This window comes from Pseudomonas sp. LBUM1658 (genome assembly GCF_059716055.1).
Map to the genome: position 1 here is coordinate 5,279,225 of NZ_CP166798.1, position 22,644 is coordinate 5,301,868.

General features: G+C 59.8%; 25 protein-coding genes. 12 read left to right on the forward strand and 13 right to left on the reverse strand.

Features of this window, described 5'->3' with window-relative positions:
* Window positions 1–13: 13 nt before the first annotated feature.
* Complete coding sequence (gene aroC, locus ACA064_RS24275; protein ID WP_497670395.1) at window positions 14–1,105, reverse strand: chorismate synthase; 1,092 nt, start codon at window positions 1,103–1,105, stop codon at window positions 14–16.
* 124 nt (window positions 1,106–1,229) lie between these two features.
* Between aroC and ACA064_RS24280 the strand changes: the two genes are divergently transcribed.
* Together ACA064_RS24280 and ACA064_RS24285 are read left to right on the forward strand one after the other, a co-directional pair.
* On the forward strand, window positions 1,230–2,228 hold the full coding sequence (locus tag ACA064_RS24280) for an alpha/beta hydrolase (protein ID WP_497674319.1): 999 nt from the start codon (window positions 1,230–1,232) through the stop codon (window positions 2,226–2,228).
* Window positions 2,229–2,327: 99 nt separating this feature from the next.
* On the forward strand, window positions 2,328–3,119 hold the full coding sequence (locus tag ACA064_RS24285; protein ID WP_497670396.1) for a hypothetical protein: 792 nt from the start codon (window positions 2,328–2,330) through the stop codon (window positions 3,117–3,119).
* A 177-nt stretch (window positions 3,120–3,296) separates the two neighbouring features.
* On the opposite strand, the gene ACA064_RS24290 is transcribed toward ACA064_RS24285, so the two are convergent.
* Window positions 3,297–4,235 (reverse strand): aspartyl/asparaginyl beta-hydroxylase domain-containing protein, encoded by a 939-nt coding sequence (locus ACA064_RS24290; RefSeq protein WP_497670397.1) that lies wholly within the window; start codon window positions 4,233–4,235, stop codon window positions 3,297–3,299.
* A 179-nt stretch (window positions 4,236–4,414) separates the two neighbouring features.
* Between ACA064_RS24290 and ACA064_RS24295 the strand changes: the two genes are divergently transcribed.
* Window positions 4,415–4,618 (forward strand): hypothetical protein, encoded by a 204-nt coding sequence (locus tag ACA064_RS24295; protein WP_497670398.1) that lies wholly within the window; start codon window positions 4,415–4,417, stop codon window positions 4,616–4,618.
* Here ACA064_RS24295 and cysK read toward each other — a convergent pair.
* Complete coding sequence (cysK, locus tag ACA064_RS24300; RefSeq protein WP_497670399.1) at window positions 4,593–5,567, reverse strand: cysteine synthase A; 975 nt, start codon at window positions 5,565–5,567, stop codon at window positions 4,593–4,595. The two genes, ACA064_RS24295 and cysK, sit on opposite strands and share 26 nt — an antisense overlap.
* 128 nt (window positions 5,568–5,695) lie before the next feature.
* On the opposite strand from cysK, the gene ACA064_RS24305 reads away from it, so the two are divergent.
* The 3 genes from ACA064_RS24305 to ACA064_RS24315 all read left to right on the forward strand — a co-directional run bounded on the left by ACA064_RS24305 (window position 5,696) and on the right by ACA064_RS24315 (window position 9,005).
* On the forward strand, window positions 5,696–6,772 hold the full coding sequence (locus tag ACA064_RS24305) for a DUF748 domain-containing protein (RefSeq protein ID WP_497670400.1): 1,077 nt from the start codon (window positions 5,696–5,698) through the stop codon (window positions 6,770–6,772).
* Between the two features lie 175 nt (window positions 6,773–6,947).
* The gene (locus ACA064_RS24310; RefSeq protein WP_497670401.1) at window positions 6,948–7,793 is read left to right on the forward strand and encodes an AAA family ATPase; all 846 of its coding nucleotides are present in this window, start codon (window positions 6,948–6,950) and stop codon (window positions 7,791–7,793) included.
* Window positions 7,794–7,826: 33 nt separating this feature from the next.
* Entirely contained in the window at window positions 7,827–9,005 is a 1,179-nt protein-coding gene (locus ACA064_RS24315) for a vWA domain-containing protein (RefSeq protein ID WP_497670402.1), read from the forward strand.
* A 122-nt stretch (window positions 9,006–9,127) separates the two neighbouring features.
* On the opposite strand, the gene ACA064_RS24320 is transcribed toward ACA064_RS24315, so the two are convergent.
* The 4 genes from ACA064_RS24320 to ACA064_RS24335 all read right to left on the reverse strand — a co-directional run bounded on the left by ACA064_RS24320 (window position 9,128) and on the right by ACA064_RS24335 (window position 12,852).
* Window positions 9,128–10,045, reverse strand: coding sequence for a 5-oxoprolinase subunit C family protein (locus ACA064_RS24320; RefSeq protein WP_497670403.1), 918 nt, complete (start codon window positions 10,043–10,045; stop codon window positions 9,128–9,130).
* Window positions 10,042–10,746: a 5-oxoprolinase subunit PxpB gene (pxpB, locus tag ACA064_RS24325; protein WP_497670404.1), complete on the reverse strand. Its 705-nt coding sequence runs from the start codon at window positions 10,744–10,746 to the stop codon at window positions 10,042–10,044. The genes ACA064_RS24320 and pxpB overlap by 4 nt, the downstream gene beginning before the upstream one ends.
* A complete protein-coding gene (locus ACA064_RS24330) occupies window positions 10,743–11,495 on the reverse strand; it encodes a 5-oxoprolinase subunit PxpA (RefSeq protein ID WP_497670405.1) in 753 nt (250 codons plus the stop codon). Before ACA064_RS24330 ends, pxpB begins: the two co-directional genes overlap by 4 nt.
* A gap of 70 nt (window positions 11,496–11,565) precedes the next feature.
* On the reverse strand, window positions 11,566–12,852 hold the full coding sequence (locus ACA064_RS24335) for an MFS transporter (protein WP_497670406.1): 1,287 nt from the start codon (window positions 12,850–12,852) through the stop codon (window positions 11,566–11,568).
* A 142-nt stretch (window positions 12,853–12,994) separates the two neighbouring features.
* Between ACA064_RS24335 and ACA064_RS24340 the strand changes: the two genes are divergently transcribed.
* On the forward strand, window positions 12,995–13,921 hold the full coding sequence (locus ACA064_RS24340) for a LysR family transcriptional regulator (protein ID WP_497670407.1): 927 nt from the start codon (window positions 12,995–12,997) through the stop codon (window positions 13,919–13,921).
* A gap of 36 nt (window positions 13,922–13,957) precedes the next feature.
* Here the strand turns inward: ACA064_RS24340 and ACA064_RS24345 are convergent, their stop codons facing one another.
* From ACA064_RS24345 to ACA064_RS24355, 3 genes are read right to left on the reverse strand one after another with little or no spacing between them, the layout of a single operon-like run.
* Complete coding sequence (locus ACA064_RS24345) at window positions 13,958–14,500, reverse strand: DUF2937 family protein (protein WP_497670408.1); 543 nt, start codon at window positions 14,498–14,500, stop codon at window positions 13,958–13,960.
* Window positions 14,501–14,511: 11 nt separating this feature from the next.
* Window positions 14,512–15,288, reverse strand: a complete 777-nt coding sequence (locus tag ACA064_RS24350) for a class II glutamine amidotransferase (RefSeq protein ID WP_497670409.1) — start codon at window positions 15,286–15,288, stop codon at window positions 14,512–14,514.
* 32 nt (window positions 15,289–15,320) lie between these two features.
* Entirely contained in the window at window positions 15,321–15,818 is a 498-nt protein-coding gene (locus tag ACA064_RS24355; protein WP_497670410.1) for an MFS transporter, read from the reverse strand.
* Window positions 15,819–15,920: 102 nt separating this feature from the next.
* Here ACA064_RS24355 and ACA064_RS24360 point away from each other — a divergent pair, with 102 nt between their 5' ends.
* The gene (locus tag ACA064_RS24360) at window positions 15,921–17,981 is read left to right on the forward strand and encodes a S9 family peptidase (protein ID WP_497670411.1); all 2,061 of its coding nucleotides are present in this window, start codon (window positions 15,921–15,923) and stop codon (window positions 17,979–17,981) included.
* A gap of 60 nt (window positions 17,982–18,041) precedes the next feature.
* Here ACA064_RS24360 and ACA064_RS24365 read toward each other — a convergent pair whose 3' ends face one another.
* The gene (locus ACA064_RS24365; protein ID WP_497670412.1) at window positions 18,042–18,329 is read right to left on the reverse strand and encodes a hypothetical protein; all 288 of its coding nucleotides are present in this window, start codon (window positions 18,327–18,329) and stop codon (window positions 18,042–18,044) included.
* 98 nt (window positions 18,330–18,427) lie between these two features.
* Between ACA064_RS24365 and ACA064_RS24370 the strand changes: the two genes are divergently transcribed.
* From ACA064_RS24370 to ACA064_RS24385, 4 genes are all read left to right on the forward strand, one after another.
* Window positions 18,428–19,114, forward strand: coding sequence for a spermidine synthase (locus ACA064_RS24370; protein WP_419115037.1), 687 nt, complete (start codon window positions 18,428–18,430; stop codon window positions 19,112–19,114).
* Window positions 19,115–19,162: 48 nt separating this feature from the next.
* A complete protein-coding gene (locus tag ACA064_RS24375) occupies window positions 19,163–19,537 on the forward strand; it encodes a YajD family HNH nuclease (RefSeq protein WP_497670413.1) in 375 nt (124 codons plus the stop codon).
* Window positions 19,538–19,774: 237 nt separating this feature from the next.
* Window positions 19,775–20,242 carry an RNA methyltransferase gene (locus ACA064_RS24380; RefSeq protein WP_150642116.1) on the forward strand — a complete coding sequence of 156 codons (468 nt, stop codon included), beginning with the start codon at window positions 19,775–19,777 and terminating at the stop codon, window positions 20,240–20,242.
* Between the two features lie 82 nt (window positions 20,243–20,324).
* On the forward strand, window positions 20,325–20,702 hold the full coding sequence (locus tag ACA064_RS24385) for a YgaP family membrane protein (RefSeq protein ID WP_497670414.1): 378 nt from the start codon (window positions 20,325–20,327) through the stop codon (window positions 20,700–20,702).
* A gap of 104 nt (window positions 20,703–20,806) precedes the next feature.
* Here ACA064_RS24385 and ACA064_RS24390 read toward each other — a convergent pair whose 3' ends face one another.
* Both ACA064_RS24390 and ACA064_RS24395 read right to left on the reverse strand, forming a co-directional pair.
* Complete coding sequence (locus tag ACA064_RS24390; RefSeq protein WP_497670415.1) at window positions 20,807–22,045, reverse strand: hypothetical protein; 1,239 nt, start codon at window positions 22,043–22,045, stop codon at window positions 20,807–20,809.
* 47 nt (window positions 22,046–22,092) lie between these two features.
* The gene (locus ACA064_RS24395; protein WP_150807378.1) at window positions 22,093–22,542 is read right to left on the reverse strand and encodes a YcgN family cysteine cluster protein; all 450 of its coding nucleotides are present in this window, start codon (window positions 22,540–22,542) and stop codon (window positions 22,093–22,095) included.
* Window positions 22,543–22,644 lie beyond the last annotated feature (102 nt).

Below are 22,644 nucleotides of genomic sequence, written 5' to 3' on the forward strand. Positions count from 1 at the left end.
GCGAAGGCCGCCATTACAATTGGCCCAGCACCGGCGTGCTCACCCGCACGTCGGCGTTCTGCCCGCGGTGGCGCAGCAGGTGATCCATCAGCACGATGGCCATCATCGCCTCGGCGATCGGCGTGGCACGAATGCCGACGCACGGGTCGTGACGGCCCTTGGTGATGACATCCACCGGGTTACCCTGGACATCAATGGAACGGCCCGGCGTGGTAATGCTCGAGGTCGGCTTGAGGGCCAGGTGCGCCACGATCGGCTGCCCGGAGGAAATCCCGCCGAGAATGCCGCCGGCGTTGTTGCTGAGGAAACCTTCGGGGGTCATTTCGTCACGGTGTTCGGTGCCGCGCTGGGCAACACTGGCGAATCCGGCGCCGATTTCCACGCCCTTGACCGCATTGATGCTCATCAGCGCATGGGCCAGTTCCGCGTCGAGGCGGTCGAAGATCGGCTCGCCCAAACCCGGCATCACGCCCTCGGCGACCACGGTGATCTTCGCTCCGACCGAATCCTGATCACGCCGCAGCTGGTCCATGTAGGCTTCAAGCTCCGGCACCTTGTCCGAGTCCGGGCAGAAGAAGGCGTTCTCTTCCACCGAATCCCAGGTCTTGAACGGGATTTCGATCGGCCCCAGCTGGCTCATGTAGCCACGGATCACGATGCCCTGGCTGGCCAGGAACTTCTTCGCAATCGCCCCGGCTGCCACGCGCATGGCGGTTTCCCTGGCCGAGCTGCGTCCGCCGCCGCGATAGTCGCGCTCACCGTACTTGTGGTGGTAGGTGTAATCGGCATGGGCCGGACGGAACAGATCCTTGATCGCCGAGTAGTCCTTGGACTTCTGGTCGGTATTACGGATCAGCAGACCGATCGGGCAACCGGTGGTCCGGCCTTCGAAAACTCCGGAAAGAATTTCGACTTCGTCGGCTTCCTGGCGCTGGGTGGTGTGACGGCTGGTGCCAGGCTTGCGCCGATCCAGATCGCGCTGCAGGTCCTCCAACGACAGCTCAAGGCCCGGCGGGCAGCCATCGACAATGGCGACCAACGCCGGACCATGGCTTTCGCCAGCGGTGGTGACAGTGAACAGCTTGCCGTAGGTATTGCCGGACATGCAGGGCGCTCCGTGTAATCGCTGAAGTTACTCAACCTGATAAACTAAAACTTATGAATCAGCCTTGGTGACCAAGTGCGCGCCAGTATACGCAGGCTACCCAACTAGTTCATCCTCGAACCTTATCGGTGTCTGTGAGTCCAACCGGCACCTTGTTCATGATGGCGTGATGATGCTGCGAGTTCTTGCCTTGAGCCTTACCCTGTTTACCGGCCTGGTCCAGGCCACCGTTCTGCAACGTCCTGTCAGCCTGGACACTGGCAACGGCGAGTTACATGGCTCGTTGTTGCTGCCCAAATCCGACACCCCGGTGCCGGTGGTATTGATTATCTCCGGTTCCGGTCCCACCGACCGCGACGGCAACAACCCCGACGGCGGGCGCAACGACAGCCTCAAGCGCCTGGCCTGGGTGCTGGCCAAACACAACATCGCCAGCGTGCGCTACGACAAGCGCGGAGTAGCCGCCAGCCTCGCGGCCACCCCCGACGAACGCAACCTGACACTCGATGCCTATGTGTCCGACGCCGTGGCCTGGGGTCGACAGCTCAAGACCGATCCACGCTTCGGCAAACTGATTCTGCTCGGGCACAGCGAAGGCGCGCTGATCGCCAGCCTGGCCGCTCCTGCCGTGGATGCCGCAGGAGTGATTTCCGTTTCCGGCAGCGCCCGCCCGATTGATCAGGTACTGCGCCAGCAGCTGAGTTATCGCCTGCCACCGCCCCTGGTGCTGCGCAGCAATCAGTTGCTCGACAGCCTCAAGGCCGGTCACGTCGATAACGCGGTGCCGCCACAACTGGAAGTGATTTTCCGCCCGAGCGTGCAACCGTACCTGATTTCGCTGTTTCGCCAGGATCCGGCAGCGGCCTTCGGCAAACTGAAAATGCCGGCCCTGGTTATCCAGGGCAGCAACGATATTCAGGTCGGTGTCGGCGATGCGCAGATGCTCAAGGCCGCCAAACCGGATGCGGAACTGGCGCTGATCGAAGGCATGAACCACGTCATGCGCATCGTGCCCCCCGATATCAAGCGTCAATTGGCCTCATACAAAGACCCGCAGTTGCCATTGGCAGCCGAGTTGGGCGCGCATATCTTGAGTTTTATTGAAGGACTTCGCGCCAGTTAAGCGGCCTTCACCCTCCAGTCCTGAAAAAAACGGCCGATAAGCCTATGCCGACAGTTCATTTGCTGTCGGCAAGCAGGGCTTGGACAGGATCTCGCCGTTATGACAGAAACCCCGAACTCAGCCGAAACCGCAGTCGATGAAGCCGCCCCTGAGGCGGTCGAACTGCCGTGGGCGGACGTCCATGCAGAGCACCACCGGATGCTCCGCCTGGCGCCGCTGCAAACGGACCGTACCACTGGCGGACGGCCGCTGCGCTTTGTCGAGTTCGGTTATGCCGAGCGCAATAACAAGGAGCGCAGCCTGTTCCGAATGAGCATCCAGTTGCCAAATCAGCGGGTGCGCAAAGAGCAGAACCACCTGGACGTGTGGGTCGATCACGCCACACACCGGGTGCATTTCGGCCCTGAAAGCGGTTTGCAAATTGAGCCTTTGAACCGTGGGATCGGCCGTTTCCTGATGGCTCAGGGCATCGCCTGGGCGCAAAGAAAATGGTCGCACTACCAGGTCGACGGCTTCGATCTGGCGAACAAGGACGCCCTCAACGAGGACACCCGGCTGCGCCGCGATCACTCTCTGAAAACCCATGGTTTCGAAGTGGTTTACGCCGATGCCCAACACTTGAAAGGCAGCGTGAAAGACACGCCGGTCGGTGAACTGCGGGCGGGCTGGAATAAGGAAAAGCTGCAGTTCGTGGAAATCCTCGAAGCCGCACAGATGCTCCAGCAAGCCGAGCAGAACCTGGCGGAGCAGGAAGTCAAACTGCGTAAACAGGCAGAAACGGTCACCCGATTCCAGCGCGACGACACCGGTTTGCGCTTCACCATCACCTGCCTGGTGGCGTTCTCGGTGTTCCAGGCCGGGTTATTGATCTGGATTGCTACGCAGCGTTGACAGCGCCAGACACAATTCCTGTGGCGAGGGGACATGAGATTTCTATTGTAGGAGCGAGCTTGCTCGCGATGGACTCAAGAGCGACGCGTTTATTCAGACAACACGCGTTATCGTTAACGTCCATTGAGAGCAAACGGAACGCCGCCCGGCTGCTCCTACAGGGGCGCATCAGGCGCGTCAGCCGAACAACCAGTAACCCAGCAATGTCAGCACGGTAACTGCCAACACTGGCCGCAAAATGCGATAGAGCTTGGGATCGCTGCGCTTCCACTGCTTGATCACGCCACTGAAGCGATCACTTGAGGTTTTGCTCCAGGCATAGACCTGGTTGACCCCGCCGACACGTTCGTCATCGAGGTTCTGTGGTGCAGTGGCGCGTCCCAGCAAGCCACTGATCCAGCGGTTGATGCCGGTCATGAGGCGATTGCTCAACGGGCGCTCGATGTCACAGAACAGGATGACCCGGGTCTTGTCGGTGTCGTTCTTGACCCAGTGCACATAGGTTTCGTCAAACATCACGTCCTCGCCATCGCGCCAGGCATATTCCTGACCGTCGACGAAAATCCGGCAATTGTCGGAATTGGGTGTCGACAACCCGAGGTGATAACGCAGGGAGCCGGCGAAAGGATCGCGATGGGGGTTGAGGTGACTGCCGCCTGGCAGCAACGCGAACATCGCGCCTTTTACGTTGGGGATAGTACTGAGCAACGCCACCGTTCGTGGGCACAGCGCCTCGGCTGATGGCAACGGTTTGTCGTACCACTTGAGATAGAAGCGCTTCCAGCCCTTCTTGAAGAACGAACCAAAACCGGCATCGTTGTTTTTCTCGGCGGCGCGAATGTAGCCTTCGTCGAACAGGTGCATGGCTTCATCGCGGATGACTTCCCAGTTGTCCTTGAGCACATCCAGTTCCGGGAACTTGCTGCGATCCAGATAGGGTTTGGACGGCACCCCGGAGAACAGATACATCAACGCATTGTAAGGAGCGAACAGTGCCGAATGGTTGACGAACTGACGCAATAATGGCAAACGCGCCTTGCCACGCAAATGGACATAAAGCGTGCTGCCCATGAACAGCAGCAACACCGACGCCTTGGCAGCGAAGGAAAAGCTCATGGCCAACTCCTCGATAATCAGTAACTCTTCACCCTGTCATTTACCCGACACGGCAGCCGGCCATGATAAACACTACCGGCATCGGGAATAACCCGTTTGAATCAACATTCAGTGTTGAGGAATACGTAATAAAGCACTTAATAACATAGGGTAGCTGAACAAGAGCTGAAGGAGAGCTGATGCCGATCAGCAAATGCCCTTTGGAGGTGTACTCGGTCGGTGTAGGAGCTGGCGTAGCCTGCGATCTTTTCGAGCCAGCCGATGATCAAAAGATCAAAAGATCAAAAGATCAAAAGATCAAAAGATCAAAAGATCGCAGCCTGCGGCAGCTCCTACGGGGGGAATGTGTTGCCGTCGTTATTGGTGAATCTCCTGCTCGGTGAACAGATCACTGAACAACATGCTCGACAGGTAACGCTCTCCCGAGTCTGGCAGAATCACCACGATGGTCTTGCCTTGCATTTCCGGGGTTTCGGCCAGACGCACCGCGACCGCCATGGCGGCGCCACAGGAAATGCCGCTCAAAATCCCCTCTTCCTGCATCAAGCGCAGGGCCATGGCCTTGGACTCTTCATCACTGACCAGCTCGACCCTGTCGACCATGGACAAATCGAGGTTTTTCGGTACGAATCCGGCACCGATACCCTGGATCTTGTGCGGACTTGGCTTGATCTCTTCCCCGGCCAGTGCCTGAGTGATCACCGGCGAGACGATGGGCTCCACCGCCACCGACAGAATCGGTTTGCCCTGAGTCAGCTTGATATAGCGCGACACCCCGGTAATGGTTCCCCCGGTGCCCACGCCCGCAACCAGCACGTCTACCGCGCCGTCGGTGTCATTCCAGATTTCCGGGCCGGTGGTCTTTTCATGGATAGCCGGGTTGGCCGGGTTATCGAACTGCTGCGGCATGAAGTACTGGGCCGGATCGCTGGCGAGAATCTCGGCGGCCTTTTCGATCGCGCCTTTCATGCCTTTGGCCGGTTCGGTCAACACCAGCTCGGCACCCAGAGCCTTGAGGACTTTGCGCCGCTCGATGCTCATGGACGCCGGCATGGTCAGCACCAACCTATAGCCACGGGCCGCAGCGACGAACGCCAGGCCAATGCCGGTATTGCCCGAGGTCGGCTCGACGATGGCCATGCCTGGCTTGAGCTTACCGCTACTTTCGGCGTCCCAGATCATGTTCGCGCCGATCCGGCACTTGACCGAATACCCGGGATTGCGCCCTTCGATCTTGGCCAGGATGGTCACGCCACGGGGTGCGATGCGGTTGATCTGTACCAGCGGCGTATTGCCGATGGAATGGGCGTTGTCAGCATAAATGCGGCTCATGGCTGGGTCCTTATTCAGCGTTGAAGAAGCATTCAAGGGTATGCCTCGGGGCCCATGGGCGTCCAGTTGCGACGAACGACTACTTGTTGCAGCAGTCACAGGCTTTATACGGCTGGAGATTGAATACCATGAAACGTCGCTATAGTTGGCCCCTCTGGACCCTGGCCGGCATCGTCGTGCTGTTGGTAGCGCTGCACATCGCCCTGCCCTTGCTGGTTCGTGACTACTTGAACGACAAACTGGCGGACATGGGTGACTACCGCGGCCAGGTTATCGATGTCGACCTGGCACTGTGGCGCGGCGCCTATCGGATCAATGGCCTGAAGATCGTCAAGGTCGACGGTAAGGTGCCGGTGCCTTTCGTCAATGCGCCGCTGATCGACCTTTCGGTCAGTTGGCATTCGCTCTGGTACGACCATGCGGTGGTAGCCGAAGTGCTGTTCGTCAAACCAGAGCTGAACTTCGTCGACGGCGGTGCCAACAAGCAGGCCTCCCAGACCGGTCAGGGCACCGACTGGCGAGCACAATTGAGCAAGCTGCTCCCCATCACCCTGAACGAAGTGCGGATCAACGACGGACGAATCACGTTCCGCAACTTCAACTCGAAACCGCCAGTGAACATGAACGCCACCCAGGTCAACGCCAGCGTCTACAACCTGACCAACGTCGTCGACGTCAAAGGCAAGCGCGACGCCCGCTTCGAAGGTAAAGCCCTGCTGCTTGGGCACGCTCCGCTGGAAACCACCGCCACCTTCGATCCGCTGAGCAATTTCGAAGAATTCGATTTCCGTCTGCGCGCCAGACATATCGAGCTCAAGCGCATGAATGACTTCGCCTCGGCCTATGGCAAGTTCGACTTCAATGCCGGCCACGGCGATGTCGTTATCGAGGCGCAGGCCAAAAAAGGCCAGCTCACGGGCTATATCAAACCGCTGTTGAGGGACGTCGATGTGTTCAATTGGCAGCAGGACGTCGAAAACGAGAAGAAAGGCCTGTTCCGTTCGGTATGGGAAGCCTTGGTTGGCACCACTGAAACAGTGCTGAAGAACCAGGGGAAAAATCAGTTTGCCACCCGCGTCGAGCTCAGCGGCAGCGTTCACCAGCGAGATATCAGTGCGTTCCAGGCGTTTTTGCAGATATTGCGCAACGGCTTCGTCCAGGCGTTCAACGCCCGCTATGAACAGTCCAAGCCGTCGGCTGACTAGTTTGAGGAAAAAATGGCGCTTCGCCCTGACCGAGTCAACATGTGACGGCCCATTCAGAGACTGAATGGGCCGTCTGCGTTCACAGTCGACCGGGCGCCGCGTTATAGTCAGCTATGAGATTTAATTCGCCCGCCCTGCTTTGCTCAGGTCGGCGTTACCGTTCGAGGAATTGCAGATGAAGTTCGAAGGCACCAGCGCATACGTAGCTACCGATGACCTCAAGCTTGCGGTCAATGCCGCCATCACGCTGGAGCGGCCACTGCTGGTCAAGGGCGAGCCAGGCACCGGCAAGACCATGCTTGCCGAGCAGATGGCCGAGTCCTTCGGCGCGCGGTTGATTACCTGGCATATCAAGTCCACCACCAAGGCTCACCAGGGCCTCTATGAGTACGACGCGGTCAGCCGTCTGCGCGACTCCCAGCTGGGCGTGGACAAAGTTCATGACGTTCGCAATTACCTGAAAAAGGGCAAGCTCTGGGAAGCCTTCGAATCCGAAGAGCGGGTGGTCCTGCTGATCGACGAGATCGACAAGGCCGACATCGAGTTCCCCAACGACCTGTTGCAAGAACTCGACAAGATGGAGTTCTACGTTTACGAGATCGACGAGACGATCAAGGCCAAGAAGCGCCCGATCATCATCATCACCTCCAACAACGAAAAAGAATTGCCGGACGCCTTCCTGCGCCGCTGCTTCTTCCACTACATCGCCTTCCCCGACCGCGTCACCATGCAAAGAATCGTCGACGTGCATTACCCGGACATCAAGAAGGATCTGGTCAGTGAAGCGCTGGACGTGTTCTTCGACGTGCGCAAAGTACCGGGCCTGAAGAAAAAGCCTTCGACCTCCGAACTGGTGGACTGGCTGAAACTGCTGATGGCCGACAACATCGGCGAGGCCGTGCTGCGCGAACGCGATCCGACCAAAGCCATTCCGCCCCTGGCCGGCGCGCTGGTGAAGAACGAACAGGACGTGCAATTGCTTGAGCGCCTGGCGTTCATGAGCCGTCGCGGCACTCGCTGATACTTCTTTTTTACGATCTCAAGGGCGACAGCCATGCTGCTCAACCTGTTCAATGAAATGCGCGCAGCCAAGGTCCCCGTCTCGGTACGCGAGCTGCTTGACCTGATCAACGCCCTGAAACAGCGGGTGATCTTCGCCGACATGGACGAGTTCTATTACCTCGCCCGGGCGATTCTGGTGAAGGACGAACGGCATTTCGACAAGTTCGACCGGGCGTTCGGCGCCTATTTCAATGGTCTGGAAAAACTCGACGATCACCTTCAGGCCTTGATCCCCGAAGACTGGCTGCGCAAGGAATTCGAGCGCAGCCTGAGCGATGAAGAACGTGCGCAGATCCAGTCCCTCGGCGGCCTGGACAAGTTGATCGAGGAGTTCAAGAAACGCCTCGAGGAGCAAAAGGAACGCCATGCCGGCGGCAACAAATGGATCGGCACCGGTGGTACCAGTCCGTTCGGTTCCGGCGGTTTCAACCCGGAAGGCATTCGGGTCGGCGATGCCGGCAAACGTCAGGGCAAGGCGGTCAAGGTCTGGGATCAGCGCGAGTACAAAAACCTCGACGATTCGGTCGAACTCGGAACGCGCAACATCAAGATCGCCCTGCGTCGTCTGCGCAAATTCGCTCGCCAGGGCGCGGCGGAAGAGCTGGATATCGACGGCACCATCGATCACACCGCACGTGACGCCGGGTTGCTGAATATTCAGATGCGCCCGGAGCGGCGCAACACCATCAAGCTGTTGCTGCTGTTTGACATCGGCGGTTCGATGGACGCCCACGTGAAGATCTGCGAAGAGTTGTTTTCGGCCTGCAAGACCGAGTTCAAGCATTTGGAGTATTTCTACTTCCACAACTTCATTTATGAATCCGTGTGGAAGAACAACATGCGTCGCAGCTCGGAGCGGACCTCGACCCACGACCTGCTGCACAAATACGGCGCCGACTACAAAGTGATCTTCATCGGCGACGCCGCCATGGCGCCCTACGAAATCACCCAGCCCGGCGGCAGCGTCGAGCACTGGAACGAAGAAGCCGGTTATGTGTGGATGCAGCGTTTCAGGGAGAAATACAAAAAGCTCATCTGGATCAACCCGTACCCGAAAGACACCTGGAACTACACCGCCTCGACCAACATCGTCCGCGAACTGGTCGAAGATCAGATGTTTCCGCTGACCTTGCGTGGGCTGGAAGAAGGGATGCGGTTCTTGTCGAAATGATTGGGTGATGGGCAAAAAGATCGCAGCCTGCGGCAGCTCCTGCAGGTTTTGCATACACCCGATAATTCGCGGGTGTATGCATTCGGCGTAGGAGCTGCCGCAGGCTGCGATCTTTTCGGGCTTTACGCAAATCTGCGCAAATAACTCACCTGCTGCTGATGCGCCGTCTCCTGCACCACCGGCGTCAATCGGACCTGCTGTCCCGGCAGACATTGCGCCAGCCGCGCCAGTGCCAAAGGCGTCAACGCTCCCAACCGCGGATAGCCACCAATAGTCTGTCGGTCATTAAGCAGCACGATCGGCTGCCCATCCGGCGGTACTTGAATCGCCCCCAGCGGGATGCCTTCGGAGATCATCGGCTGGCCCTGGTACTGCAACTCCGGCCCCTGCAAACGAATGCCCATTCGATCGGCGCGGCTGTCGATGGTCCAGCTGCTGTTGAAGGCATCGAACAGGCTTTGTCCGCTGAACTCGCCAATCTGCGCGCCCAGCACCACCTCCAGTGGTAGCTTCAGTTTGAAGTCCGGGATCTGTTCGCGAGGCAGTTCGCGCAACTCAACTGCCGGCCGCAAGTAACTCAGCTCGTCACCTTTGGCCAACGCCCGGCCAAATCCATCAAGGCCGCCCAATTCTTCACGCACGACCGTGGCGCAACTGCCCAGCACTTTGCTTGCGGCGAACCCACCCGGCGCGGCGAGATAAGCCCGTGCACCGAGCAACGGCTGGGTGAACTGCAGGCGCTGACCCTGCTTAAGGCTGAAAGCGCGCCAGGATGCCAGAGGCTGGCCGTCGAGTTGCGCGCCAAGATCCGCCCCGGCCAACGCCAGGCAGCAATCCTCTTGCGCCACCAGGGTAAAACCACCGAGGGTGACTTCGACCACTGCCGCGTCCAGCGAATTGCCCAGCAGCCAATTGGCCCAGGACATCGACACCCAGTCCAGCGCCCCGCCCTGAGTCACTCCCAGATGCCGCACGCCGAAACGCCCGGCGTCCTGCAGCAGGCATAACGGCGTGCTGGCTTCGATCAATAGTCGGCTCATGCCAGGTTCTCCAGCGGCGTGTCATCACCGCCCAGGCGGATGAATTCTGCATGGTTGATGGCTTCGAAGCGTACTGTGTCGCCCGGTTGCATCAGGCTGTAACCGTCACGTTCGCGGTCGAACAATTTGCTCGGAGTACGACCGATCAGGTTCCAGCCCCCCGGAGACACCACCGGATAAGCGGCGGTCTGGCGCTCGGCGATGCCGACACTGCCGGCCGCCACGCGCTTGCGCGGCGTACTCAAACGCGGCGCGGCCAACACCTCGTCCACCAGACCCATAAAGGCAAAACCCGGCGCAAAACCCAAGGCGAAGACCTGATACTCACGCTCGCTATGGCGACGAATCACCTGATCGACCGTCAGCCCGCTACGCTGGGACAGCAGGTTCAGCTCAGGCCCGACGCTCAGGTCGTACCAGACCGGCAACACATGGCACTGGCCGCGGGCCTGCGGGTTCGGCGACAGGTCAGTCAAGGCTTCGGCTATCAGTTCTCGGGCCTGTGATGGAGTCAGCGCGGTCAGGTCGTAATGCACCATCAAGGTCGTGTAAGACGGCACCAGATCGATCAGATGCCTGCCGAACCCGGCGCGCAATCGCTCAGTGGCGGCGAGCATCCACGGCATATTGTCTTCGGTAATGACCTCAAACAGACGCACCATCAAGCAATCGACAGCCACCACTTCAATCCGTGGCTTCATGATTGAGTCTGCTGGTTCAAGGCCTCGCGGATACGCCGCACGGCCGCCACGGAACTGGCATTGTCGCCATGTACGCACAGCGTGTTGGCCTGCAGATGCAAGGCGCTGCCGTCGCTGGCAATCAGGTTGTCACCACGGGCAATGATCAGCGCTTGTTCAATGATTTTCTCGGGATCGTGGTGCACCGCCCCCGGAAGCTGCCGCGAGACCAGGCGCCCGGCACTGTCGTAGGCACGATCGGCGAAGGCCTCGAACCACAGCGACACTCCGTATTCATCGCCCAGGGCTTGAGCCGCGCTGTTGTCGCGGGTCGCCATCAGCATCAATGGCAATTGCCGATCATAGGCGGCCACGGCCTGGATCACCGCACGCAACTGCTCAGGGTTGGCCATCATGTCGTTGTACATCGCACCATGGGGTTTGACATAACTCACGCGGCTGCCCTGGGCCCGGCAAATGCCATCCAGGGCGCCGATCTGATAGTGCAACAGGTCCTGAATTTCCTGTGGGGTGCAGGCCATGGAGCGACGGCCAAAACCCACCAGGTCCGGATAGGCCGGATGGGCGCCGATCTGTACCCCGTTGGCCAGTGCAAGGCTGACCGTCTTGCGCATGATGCTCGGGTCGCCGGCATGGAAACCACAGGCGATGTTGGCGCAATCAATGAAGGGCATCACCTCGGCGTCCAGACCCATGGTCCAGTTGCCAAAGCTTTCGCCGATGTCGCAGTTCAATAGCAGGTGGTTCACGGTGAACACTCCTGTAGGCCTTTGAATATTTTAGTGCGGGACCGTTCGTCAGCGTCCCGCAAATTATCAGTCACTGCGCATCGAGTTGTTTGCCTTGGGTTTCCGGCAGGCTCAGGGCCGCGAGAATCACCACGCCGTAAGAAACGGCCGCGAACACCCCGATCCCCATGCCTAATGGGATTTTCTGGCTGAGCAGACCGATCAGCAGCGGGAAGAACGCCGCCAGCGCCCGGCCGATGTTGTAGCAGAAGCCTTGGCCCGAACCACGAATCCGGGTCGGGAACAGCTCAGTCAGGAAGGCGCCCATGCCGCTGAAAATCCCCGAGGCGAAGAACCCCAGTGGAAAGCCCAGCCAGAGCATCACGCCGTTGCTGACCTGCAGCTGGGTATAGAGCACGACGATGATGAAGGAGCCGACCGCGAACAGGATGAAGTTCTTTTTGCGACCCAGGATATCGGTCAGATAAGCGCTGATCACGTAGCCGACGTAGGAGCCGACAATCACCATGGCCAGATAACCGCCGGTCCCCAGCACGCTCAAACCGCGCTCGTTCTTGAGAAAGGTCGGCAGCCACGAGGTGATGGCGTAGTAACCGCCCAGGGCACCGGTGGTCAGCAACGAGGCGCGCAAGGTGGTGCTGAGGATGCCCGGGGCAAAGATCTCGTAGAACTTCGCCGGGTTGCTCGGTTCCTGCTTGGCCTTGGCTTCACGGTATATTTCCGGATCCTTGACCAGGCGACGAACGAAAATCACGAAGATCGCCGGCACGATGCCCAACAGGAACAGCGCACGCCAGGCATCTTCTGGCGGCAGCAGGGAGAACAGTATGGCGTAGAGAATTGCCGTCAGACCCCAACCCAGCGCCCAGCCCGATTGCACCATGCCCACAGCCTTGCCGCGATCCTTGGCGCGGATTACCTCGCCCATCAGCACCGCGCCGGCAGTCCACTCACCGCCAAAGCCGAAGCCCATCAAGGTGCGGGAGATCAGCAGTTGCTCGTAGTTCTGGGCAAACCCGCAGAGGAAGGTGAAGAAGGCGAACCACAAAACGGTCAATTGCAAGGTACGCACGCGACCGATGCGGTCCGAGAGAATCCCGGCGACCCAGCCGCCGATGGCCGAAGCGATCAAGGTGCTGGTGTGAATCATCCCCGCCTCACCGGTGGTAATGCCCCACATGGCAATCAGGGTCGGCACGACAAAACTGAGCATCTGCGTGTCCATGCCGTCCAGGCCATAGCCGATCTTGCAGCTCCAGAATGTCCGACGCTCCTGCTTATTGATATTGCGGTACCAGTCGAAGGGACCGGGTCGGGCTGCGGGCTTGGCGACGTCGAGGGTGTCGGGCGCACTCATGGCAAAATCTCCACGTTAATTTTATTGGTATTGTTCTGAGCCCCGACGACGCATATCGTGAGGAGGACTGATTTTTGGCACCCCTGCCCTCCTGCGTCCAACTAATAAAAACCACCCCAAGACATCAGAAAAAGTTGATCCCATGAATCTCAAGTTTCTCGAAACCTTCGTCTGGGTAGCCCGGCTCAAGAGTTTTCGCCTGACCGCGGAAAAACTCTTCACCACCCAGGCCTCGATATCCAGCCGCATTGCCGTGCTCGAAGGCGAGCTGGGGGTGAAGCTGTTTCTGCGTGATTCGCGGGGAGTACGGCTGACACCGGAAGGCTTGAAGGTGCTCGACTACGCCGAACAGATGATGGACACCATGCAGGCGCTCAAGCAGTCGATCGAGACGAGTTCGAGCAAGGTCGGGCGGATTCGCATCGGCGTGATGGATACGGTGATCCATACTTGGCTCAGCCCATTGGTGGCGGAAATAATGGACACCTATCCTCTGGTGGAAATCGAGTTAGTCGCCGATACCGCGCTGAACCTCTGCGATCAGCTGCAAAAAGGCTTTCTCGACATCGCGTTGCAAACCGATCTGCTGCGTCAGGAAACCATTCGCAGCCTGGAGCTGGCGAGTCATCCCATCGGCTGGATCGCCGCCACCAATTCTATTTACAACCGCGATTACTCGAGCGTCGCCGACCTTGGCCGCGAACGGATCATTACCTACTCGAAAAACTCCCACCCGCATCAGGACGTGGTCAGCCTGATGCAGGCCAACGGCGTCACTGCCCCGCGGCTTAACTGCGTGAATTCGGTGTCAGCGATCACCCGCCTGCTGCGGGACGGCTTCGGCATTGCGGCGCTGCCGCCGGTGCTGGTCAGCGAAGAGCTGGCGCGGGGCGAGTTGACCTTGCTGGCGATTGAACAACGACCGCCGAACTTACAGGTGGTGGTGTCATGGCGAGTCGGGGTGGAACTGGTCGAGGAGATAGTGGTGTTATGCCAGGAGGTCCTGCGCAGTTATGCGCAGAAGGTTGGTGAGGGGTATATCGTGTTGGGCAAGCCTTCGAGCAGTTAAAGCGAAGATCAAAAAGATCGCAGCCTTCGGCAGCTCCTACAACCCCTTCAAATCCCGCTCTTCAATCGGCCGGCTCTGGCGCAGGCGTTTGCCGCCGAGCACCACCCAGTCGATCAAACGAAACAGGCACTCCAGACCGAACGACAGCAGCATCGCACCGCCCAGGCCCCAACCCATCGCTTCGGGGGTCAGCAGGATCTGATAGCTGTAGCCGTTCCAGGTTTCCTTGCGAATCTCCGGATCGGCGGCCAGTACCACCTGCAGCACGCGGATGTACCACGGGCCTTGCATGGCCTGATACTGCTTGTCGAGTGCCAGCTGGCGACCGAGCAAGGTACTCAGGCTGTCGGCATCGCTGCGAAACACCGGGTCCTCGCTGGCGCGATAATGGGCTACCAACGCCTGCAAATCACCCTTGAAGAACTGCTGGGCAGTGCCCTGAAAGCCGCGCAAACCGGTTTGCGCTTCGATCAAGTGCGCTTCGACGCGCTTGGCGTAGTCGCTGATGAAACCCGGCACTTGCACACCGACCAACAGGCCAATGGCAAACAACACCAGTCGCAGATAACTGAGCAACATACGGGACGTCCTTATTCGGTCTGGCCCTGGCTGACGCATTCGCCGCGTCGCCACAGGCTCCATTGGCCCGGTTCGTAACGGGTCCAGGTCTCGTTTTCAGTCAAGGGTTCGGTGGCAATCACCGTCACCACGTCATTGGGCGTGGTTTCTGCCTGGAAGTCGACGATCACATCGACATCCTTCAAGCGCGCCGGGCCGAATGGTGCACGGCGGGTTATCTGCGCAAGCTTGGTCGAGCAATAGCAAAACAGCCAGTCGCCGTCGCTGAGCAGGCAGTTGAACACGCCTTTGCTGCGGTATTCGGCGCAGGCCGCCACCAGGTCCGGGAGCAATTGTTCGACGTCCACCGGTTCGGGAAAGGCCTGACGCACCCGGTTGAGCAAATCGCAGAACGCCGCTTCGCTGTCGGTATCGCCGATCGGCCGATAGAAACTGGCGATCGACTGGAAATCGGCCAACTGGCCATTATGGGCGAAACACCAGTTACGCCCCCACAGTTCTCGCACGAACGGATGGGTATTGGACAGGCAGACCTTGCCGACATTGGCCTGACGGATATGGCCAATCACCACTTCGCTTTTGATCGGATAACGCTGCACCAGTTGCGCCACTTCGGAGTCGCAACTGGCCGCCGGGTCCTGAAACAGACGCAAGCCGCGGCCTTCGTAGAATGCGATGCCCCAACCGTCACGGTGCGGACCAGTGCGGCCACCGCGCTGCATCAGCCCGGTAAAGCTGAACACGATATCAGTCGGTACATTGGCGCTCATGCCCAACAACTCACACATGCTCGGACTCTCGCTTCAATGCCGGGATAGGGTTACAAACGCGGTTCGACTCGCAAACGCTGGGGGTTACCGGGGACCGGCGGGCGACCATAACGGTCATCACCGGCACCACCGAAAGGTTGCTCCTCCTCGGGTTCCTGCGCCGACACCGCAGCTTTCGCAGCAGCGGTCTGTTCCTTGCGAGCGTTGGAGCCACGCTCGATCAGCCAGCGAATCAAGGCGAATATGAGGTAGATACCGAAGGCGATCATGCCGTACATGAACAGATCGGAGACCGCGCGCCAGACGTTGTTGCCGACCTTGAACAGCAGGTCCAGAGCAGTAATGGCCAGTGCCGGGGCGTATTTTTCCTTCACCGGGTCGATAATAGTCGGGGTGAACAGCAGCACCGCCATCAGCAGGCGCAATGGCTCACGCAACCAGCGCCACATCCAGCGGGTCATGCGCATCCACACCAACAGGCAGCCCAAAGCGGCGAAGGCGTAAAGGCCCCAAGAGATCAGATAGTCGTTCTCGGTCATGGTGTCCATGGCATGGCAGGCGAAGAGGCGCTTATGATAACGGCTTTTCGCATGTCAGGCTGCACCGCCGTCCGCGAACCCTTATTTTTGTACAACGTCCGAGAGCCATTCATGCCCCTATCTGCCAACGTTCTCGCCGCTCCGATCGCCCACAAGGCCGACGGTGCCGACCCTTATGCCTGGCTGCAGGACCGCGACAGTCTGCCTGTGCTCGACTACCTCAAGGCGGAAAACCGCTATCAGGAGGCGCAACTGGCCAATCAGGCCGAACTGCGCGAAACCCTGTTCGAAGAAATCAAGGCGCGGATTCGCGAAACCGATCTGTCGCTGCCCTCGCCTTGGGGCCCGTATCTGTATTACACCCGCACCACGGCCGGTGATGAATACGCCCGGCACTACCGCTGCCCGCGTCCGGCCGATGACAGCCAACAGGTCGATGAAAGCCAGGAGCAGCTATTGCTCGACCCGAACGAGCTGGCCAACGGCGGCTACTTCTCCCTTGGCGCGTTCAGCATCAGCCCGGACCACCAGCGCCTGGCCTACAGCCTGGACACCAATGGCGAAGAAACCTACACCCTGTTCGTCAAGGAGCTGTCCAGCGGCAGAGTCAGCGAGCTGTCGTTCGAAAACTGCGACGGCAGCATGACCTGGGCCAATGACAGCCTGACGCTGTTCTTCGGCGAACTGGATGACACCCATCGCCCGCACAAACTGTTCCGTTATCGCCTGGACGGCACCGCAGCCGAAGAAGTGTTCCATGAGTCGGACGGACGTTTCTTCCTGCATTGCTACCGTTCAAGCTCCGAGCGCCAGTTGATACTGTCCCTGGGCAGCAAGACCACCAGCGAAGTCTGGGTCCTTGACGCTTCGCAGCCGCAGCAACCCTTTACTTGCCTGGCGCCGCGAGTCGAAGCGCATGAGTATGACGCCGACCACGGCAAGCTCGACGGCCAATGGACCTGGCTGATTCGCAGCAACCGCGATGGCATCAACTTCGCTCTGTACCAGGCTGCCGATAACGGCGTCGGCGTCGTACCGACCGAGGCCGACTGGCAGAACCTGGTCCCCCACAGCGACAGCGTGATGCTCGACGGCATGAGCCTGAACGCTTCGGCGCTGACCCTGAGTCTGCGCGAAGGTGGCTTGCCGATCATTGAAGTCCGCCCCGAGGGCCTGCCCGCCTACCGCGTGCAACTGCCCGACGCGGCTTACAGTCTGCATGTGCAGAACAGCCTGGAGTTTGTCAGCGATAAAATCCGTCTGCGCTACGAAGCGCTGAATCGCCCCGCGCAAATCCGCCAGCTCGATCTGGCGACTGGCGAGCAGAAAGTCCTCAAGGAAACTCCGGTGCTTGGCCCGTTCGACCCCGAGGCTTATGTCAGCCAGCGCCTATGGGCTACCGCCGCCGACGGCACGCAGGTGCCGATCAGCCTGGTGGTCAAACGCGAATCCCTCGGCAAACCGACGCCGCTCTACCTTTACGGTTACGGCGCCTATGGCGAAAGTCTCGATCCATGGTTTTCCCATGCGCGCCTGAGCCTGCTCGATCGCGGCGTCGCCTTCGCCATCGCCCACGTGCGGGGCGGTGGCGAACTGGGTGAAGCCTGGTATCGCGCCGGCAAGCAGGAACACAAACAGAACACCTTCAGCGACTTCATCGCCTGCGCCGAACACCTGATCGCCAATGGTTTCACCAGCTCATCGCAACTGGCGATCAGCGGTGGCAGCGCCGGTGGCTTGCTGATCGGTGCGGTGCTTAACCAGCGTCCCGAACTGTTCCAGGCGGCGATCGCCGAAGTGCCCTTTGTCGACGTTCTGAACACCATGCTCGACCCGGATCTGCCGCTGACCGTCACCGAATACGATGAATGGGGCAACCCTGAAGAACCTGAAGTCCATGAGCGGATCAAGGCTTATGCGCCCTACGAAAACGTCCGGGCCCAGGTCTACCCGGCGACCCTGGTGATCGCCGGTTACAACGACAGCCGCGTGCAGTACTGGGAAGCAGCCAAATGGGTGGCAAAGCTGCGAGCGACTAAAACCGACGACCATCTGCTGCTGCTCAAGACCGAGCTTGGCGCTGGCCATGGCGGGATGAGCGGGCGTTATCAGGGATTGCGTGATGTAGCGCTCGAATACGCCTTTATTTTCAAGGTTCTGGGCATCGCCTGAGGCACTCGGCCCGGCGTACCGGTCTTCATATCGGACACCGGGCAAGCTCTCACCGCGGGTCTAACCGCCTGGCGTCTTGGCTTTCGGCGGGTTTTGCTCCAGCCCGGGCAACGTCTGGTCTTTGGGCGGCCTGGGCATCGGCATCGGTGGCAGCAAGGGTGAGCCGTCGCCACCGCCGGCCTTGGGAATACTCGGAGGGGTGATCTGTGGATACGGCGTAGGCGTCGCGGTGCCCGGCGAACCCGGCATCGGTGCCGGCGTAACCGGCACAGGTTGCAGCTCTTGCGCCTGCGCTGCACTTATCGAGAGCGCGGCCAACGCAATGCCCGTTAGAATGGTGCGCTTCATCAATGGCTCCGTTGCTCTTTTCATCGCACTTCAGGCTACTCCCAACCGCGCAAGTTTGCCTTTCTCAATGCCAGTTTCCCCTTCCTAATGAGAGTCCCATGAAACGTTTCGTTCTACTCGACACCACCCCGATCCCCGATAACGGCGGTGCCTTGTGCCTGTTCGAATACGGCGAGGATTTCGTCATCAAGATTCAGGGCGGCGACGGCGGACAACTGATGAACACCCGCATGCACGGCTCCGAAGACGCATTGGCCGAGATTCCCTGCCGCAAGGTCGCGGGTCGTCCAGGCTCGCGGGTGCTGATCGGCGGCCTGGGCATGGGTTTCACCCTGGCCGCGGCGCTTAAGCATCTGGGCAAGACCGCCGAGGTGGTGGTCGCGGAGCTGGTCCCGGGTGTAGTCGAGTGGAATCGCGGGCCCCTGGGGGAAAAATCCGGTCGACCACTGCTCGACCCGCGCACCGTGATCCGCATGGAAGACGTGGCCAAGGTGCTGCAAGCCGAGCCACAGGGTTTCGACGCGATCATGCTCGACGTCGACAATGGCCCCGAAGGCCTGACCCAGAAGGCCAATAGCTGGCTTTACTCCTCGGGCGGCCTCAGTGCCTGCGCCAAGGCCCTGCGCCCAAAAGGCGTGCTCGCGGTGTGGTCGGCCAGTGCCGACCGGCAGTTTTCCGACAAGCTGCGCAAGGCCGGCTTCAAGGCCGAGGAAGTGCAAGTCTTCGCCCACGGCAACAAAGGCACGCGGCACACCATCTGGATTGCCGAGAAGCTCAAGGCCTGAGCTAAACTTGCTGCATAACCGTCATTAGTCTTTTACAAAGGTGAACCCATGAGTTCGTCAACGCCTCCGTCCAACACCGCCAAACTGGACCGCATCCTTGCCGACAACCAGCGCGACCGCGAGATGGGTTACCGTGACAAGGCCCTGAAGATGTACCCGCACGTCTGCGGACGCTGCGCCCGTGAGTTCTCCGGCAAACGCCTGAGCGAACTGACCGTGCACCACCGCGATCACAACCACGACAACAACCCGCAGGACGGCTCCAACTGGGAGCTGCTGTGCCTGTACTGCCACGACAACGAACACTCGCGCTACACCGACCAGCAGTATTTCAGCGAAAGCTCCACCAGTTCGCCAAAAATCGCCAAGGCCACCCACAACCCGTTTGCCGCGCTGGCGGGGTTGATGAAGAAAGACGAGTAAGCCCCACTCTGGCCTCCTGTGGCGAGGGAGCTTGCTCCCGCTGGGCTGCGAAGCGGCCCAAAAACCTGCAATCGCGATTTTTCAGAAAGAACGCATCAGCCGGTTTACGACCGCTTCGCGCTCGAGCGGGAGCAAGCTCCCTCGCCACAGGGTTGCGCGTTGACTCTTGATTATCTAACCGACCGGCTCCGAAGCAATCCCCGTATAATCACGGTTTTTCTCGAAGGCACCCCGCTCGTGGCCAACAAACGGTACAGCTGCATTGGTTTGTATAACCCCAAGTCACCGGAGAACGTCGGTTCGGTGATGCGCGCCGCTGGCTGTTACGGCGTGGCGTCGGTGTTCTACACCGGCAAGCGTTATGAACGCGCCCGCGACTTTGTCACCGACACCAAGAAAGTCCACCAGGACATTCCGTTGATCGGCATCGAAGACCTGAAGAAAATCCTTCCGCTGGGCTGCATCCCGGTCGCTGTCGAACTGGTCGAGGGCGCTCGCTCGCTGCCGGAGTACACCCACCCGGATCGCGCGCTGTATATCTTTGGCCCGGAAGACGGCTCGCTGGATAAAGACATCCGCGACTGGTGCGAAGACGTGGTCTACATCCCGACCACCGGCTGCATGAACCTTGCCGCGACCGTCAACGTGGTGCTGTATGACCGCATGGCCAAGGGTAATAACACCCGCTCCGGGCCGAAGTTCTAATGTGTAAATCTGGAAAACCGACGGAACAAGCGACGCGCTCGCGCAGTCAGCTTTATATCAATCACCCTCCTGGAGACAGATCATGAGCGACAGCAAAATCGTAGAGCGCATCGAGTCCACCCCTTTCCAGACCCGGCCGACGCAGAACGTCCAGGGCTGGGAACGCATTGGTTCGCTGGCCGGTGGCGTGCTGATGATGGGCAAAGGTCTGCGCCGTGGCGGCGTTTTCGGTCTGATCCAGATAGCGATTGGCGGGGTGGCGCTGGCCCGTGGTATTACTGGCCACAGCTCGGCGAAAGACTTGCTGGAAAAAAGCCGCCAGGACATGAACAACGTGCGCGCGAAAATCGAACGGGCCGGTGAAGATCTGCGCCGGATGAAAGCCAATGCCGAGGCGGCGACCCGCACGGCAACGGTGACCGGTAATGACTCGGTGGAATCGCCTAAAGCCGGAGTTTGATGGTTTTGGTGTACCAGGAAAATCTGCATTAACCGCAAAAGATCGCAGCCTGCGGCAGCTCCTACGCCGACCGCCGCAGGCTGCGATCTTTTGATCTTTTGCGGTCACTGCAACAACTTGCTATCGAGCACCGACGACGATTCGCCGAGAATGCTCTCGCTCAACTGCACGAACTCCCGGGTGCTGACACTTTCCAGGCGCATGACGGCGTGCAGCACATCGTCCAGGGAACGTTTGTTGCGGGTTTTCAGACGAATCTCGCTATCCAGTTCCTGCAGCAGCAACACTGCTCTGGCAACCGCCGGTCCGCTGATTTGCTCGCCGCGCAAGGTGCTGACTTTATGGCCGTCCCTGGCCAGTCGGCTCTTCAGGCTCTGATAACGCTCGTCACTCATGCCGCCAGCCCGGCGCACCAGTTCGATCGCGTAATACTCGGCAAAACCCTCACTGATCCAGTCGCTGCGCTGACTGTCGTTGATCCGGCCAAACACCTGAGCCAGCTCGCGCACCAAGGGGCTGGTGCCATTTTCGCTGACCAGCGGTATGCGGCTGTGCAGGTAAATCGAATCCCGCCCGGCCAGGCTACCGCGCCACATCGGGTCGCCCGCGCCGACAATCAGCAACTTGGTCGGGTGGCGCGGGAATGCCGCCTGCACTTGCGGCCAAACGAAGGTCAGCAGTGTCAGCACGTCCATGCGTCGCATGCCCTGGCCTTGCGGCGAGGCGACCGTGACTTCGGTTTCTCCCAGGCGAGTGCGGCGACTGCCCAGGGTGCCGGCGAGCATCCAGCCGGTCGGCCGATCAAACAGACGCGAAACGTTGTCGACCCGAAAACGGTTCTTGCCGATACGCGGCCAGGCGGTCTCGACGCTTTTCCAGCCTGCCGGTAACTCGAATTCCAGCCGCGACACCAGCTCGATGCCGTCCTGCTGGTCGAGGCGAGCGGCAGGTACCAGGTCGTCACCGCGCAGCAACGCCCAACTCGGGGTCATGCGCGCTTCGAAAGTGCCATTCTTGCGGGCATGGCTGATGCGCACGCGGTAGGTCAGGCTGGCCTTGCCACTGGCAGGACGCCAGATGCCACGCTGGCCTTCGGGAGTTTGGGGCGCAGAGGATTGCCACTGGCCATCGGCCTTGAAATCGCTGTAATCGCCGCGATTGCCCAGGTCCAGGTCAAGACTGCGTACCGCCGCGCCGTCGGCCAGGGTCAGCCGCACTTCGGCCTGATCGCTCTGCGGCAACAGGCGCACGTGGTAATCCAGATTGATTTTCTGGGCCGCCCACAGCGGCGAACTCAGCGCCAGCAACAAACAGGCTAACGGTAGCCTTGCCCCCACAGCCATACACACTCCCTCGTGAATCAACCTTGAAACGCTAAAGCGGCGCGCTCTTAACCCGCACGAAAGATCAGATGATCCTCCCAATCCTCTTCGGCCACGCTGCCTTCGGCGAGCATGCGCCCGGATTGGGAGATGCGTTCATGGTGTACAGCATCGCGATCACCGCAGACCAGATGGTGCCAGAGCGGCAAATCCTTGCCCTCGCTGACCAGACGGTAGCCGCAGGTCGGCGGCAGCCATTTGAACTGGTCGGCTTTGCCCGGCGTGAGCTGGATGCAATCGGGCACCGAGTCGCGACGATTGGTGTAATCGCTGCACTGGCAGGTTTTCAGGTCCAGCAGTTTGCAGGCAATGCGCGTGTAGTAGACGCTGTTGTCATCTTCGTCTTCGAGCTTTTGCAGGCAGCACAGGCCACAGCCATCGCACAACGACTCCCACTCTTCTTGATCGAGTTGTTCGAGGGTTTTGCGTATCCAGAAAGGTTCGACTTTGGCGGCCATGGCTCAAGCATCAGTATCGGGCAGTGAAAAGGCCGCCAGTCTAGTGCGCGAGGGCTCTGCGGCCAAGCGCTTGCGACTGCCGGTAGAACAGGACTTGTCAGT

Excerpts from the sequence above, each read along its gene's own strand:
- aroC (WP_497670395.1), bottom strand. The coding sequence starts at position 1,105 with ATGTCCGGCAATACCTACGGCAAGCTGTTCACTGTCACCACCGCTGGC.
- ACA064_RS24285 (WP_497670396.1), top strand. The coding sequence starts at position 2,328 with ATGACAGAAACCCCGAACTCAGCCGAAACCGCAGTCGATGAAGCCGCC.
- ACA064_RS24290 (WP_497670397.1), bottom strand. The coding sequence starts at position 4,235 with ATGAGCTTTTCCTTCGCTGCCAAGGCGTCGGTGTTGCTGCTGTTCATG.
- ACA064_RS24295 (WP_497670398.1), top strand. The coding sequence starts at position 4,415 with ATGCCGATCAGCAAATGCCCTTTGGAGGTGTACTCGGTCGGTGTAGGA.
- cysK (WP_497670399.1), bottom strand. The coding sequence starts at position 5,567 with ATGAGCCGCATTTATGCTGACAACGCCCATTCCATCGGCAATACGCCG.
- ACA064_RS24305 (WP_497670400.1), top strand. The coding sequence starts at position 5,696 with ATGAAACGTCGCTATAGTTGGCCCCTCTGGACCCTGGCCGGCATCGTC.
- ACA064_RS24310 (WP_497670401.1), top strand. The coding sequence starts at position 6,948 with ATGAAGTTCGAAGGCACCAGCGCATACGTAGCTACCGATGACCTCAAG.
- ACA064_RS24315 (WP_497670402.1), top strand. The coding sequence starts at position 7,827 with ATGCTGCTCAACCTGTTCAATGAAATGCGCGCAGCCAAGGTCCCCGTC.
- ACA064_RS24320 (WP_497670403.1), bottom strand. The coding sequence starts at position 10,045 with ATGAGCCGACTATTGATCGAAGCCAGCACGCCGTTATGCCTGCTGCAG.
- pxpB (WP_497670404.1), bottom strand. The coding sequence starts at position 10,746 with ATGAAGCCACGGATTGAAGTGGTGGCTGTCGATTGCTTGATGGTGCGT.
- ACA064_RS24335 (WP_497670406.1), bottom strand. The coding sequence starts at position 12,852 with ATGAGTGCGCCCGACACCCTCGACGTCGCCAAGCCCGCAGCCCGACCC.
- ACA064_RS24340 (WP_497670407.1), top strand. The coding sequence starts at position 12,995 with ATGAATCTCAAGTTTCTCGAAACCTTCGTCTGGGTAGCCCGGCTCAAG.
- ACA064_RS24345 (WP_497670408.1), bottom strand. The coding sequence starts at position 14,500 with ATGTTGCTCAGTTATCTGCGACTGGTGTTGTTTGCCATTGGCCTGTTG.
- ACA064_RS24350 (WP_497670409.1), bottom strand. The coding sequence starts at position 15,288 with ATGTGTGAGTTGTTGGGCATGAGCGCCAATGTACCGACTGATATCGTG.
- ACA064_RS24355 (WP_497670410.1), bottom strand. The coding sequence starts at position 15,818 with ATGGACACCATGACCGAGAACGACTATCTGATCTCTTGGGGCCTTTAC.
- ACA064_RS24360 (WP_497670411.1), top strand. The coding sequence starts at position 15,921 with ATGCCCCTATCTGCCAACGTTCTCGCCGCTCCGATCGCCCACAAGGCC.
- ACA064_RS24365 (WP_497670412.1), bottom strand. The coding sequence starts at position 18,329 with ATGAAGCGCACCATTCTAACGGGCATTGCGTTGGCCGCGCTCTCGATA.
- ACA064_RS24370 (WP_419115037.1), top strand. The coding sequence starts at position 18,428 with ATGAAACGTTTCGTTCTACTCGACACCACCCCGATCCCCGATAACGGC.
- ACA064_RS24375 (WP_497670413.1), top strand. The coding sequence starts at position 19,163 with ATGAGTTCGTCAACGCCTCCGTCCAACACCGCCAAACTGGACCGCATC.
- ACA064_RS24385 (WP_497670414.1), top strand. The coding sequence starts at position 20,325 with ATGAGCGACAGCAAAATCGTAGAGCGCATCGAGTCCACCCCTTTCCAG.
- ACA064_RS24390 (WP_497670415.1), bottom strand. The coding sequence starts at position 22,045 with ATGGCTGTGGGGGCAAGGCTACCGTTAGCCTGTTTGTTGCTGGCGCTG.
- ACA064_RS24395 (WP_150807378.1), bottom strand. The coding sequence starts at position 22,542 with ATGGCCGCCAAAGTCGAACCTTTCTGGATACGCAAAACCCTCGAACAA.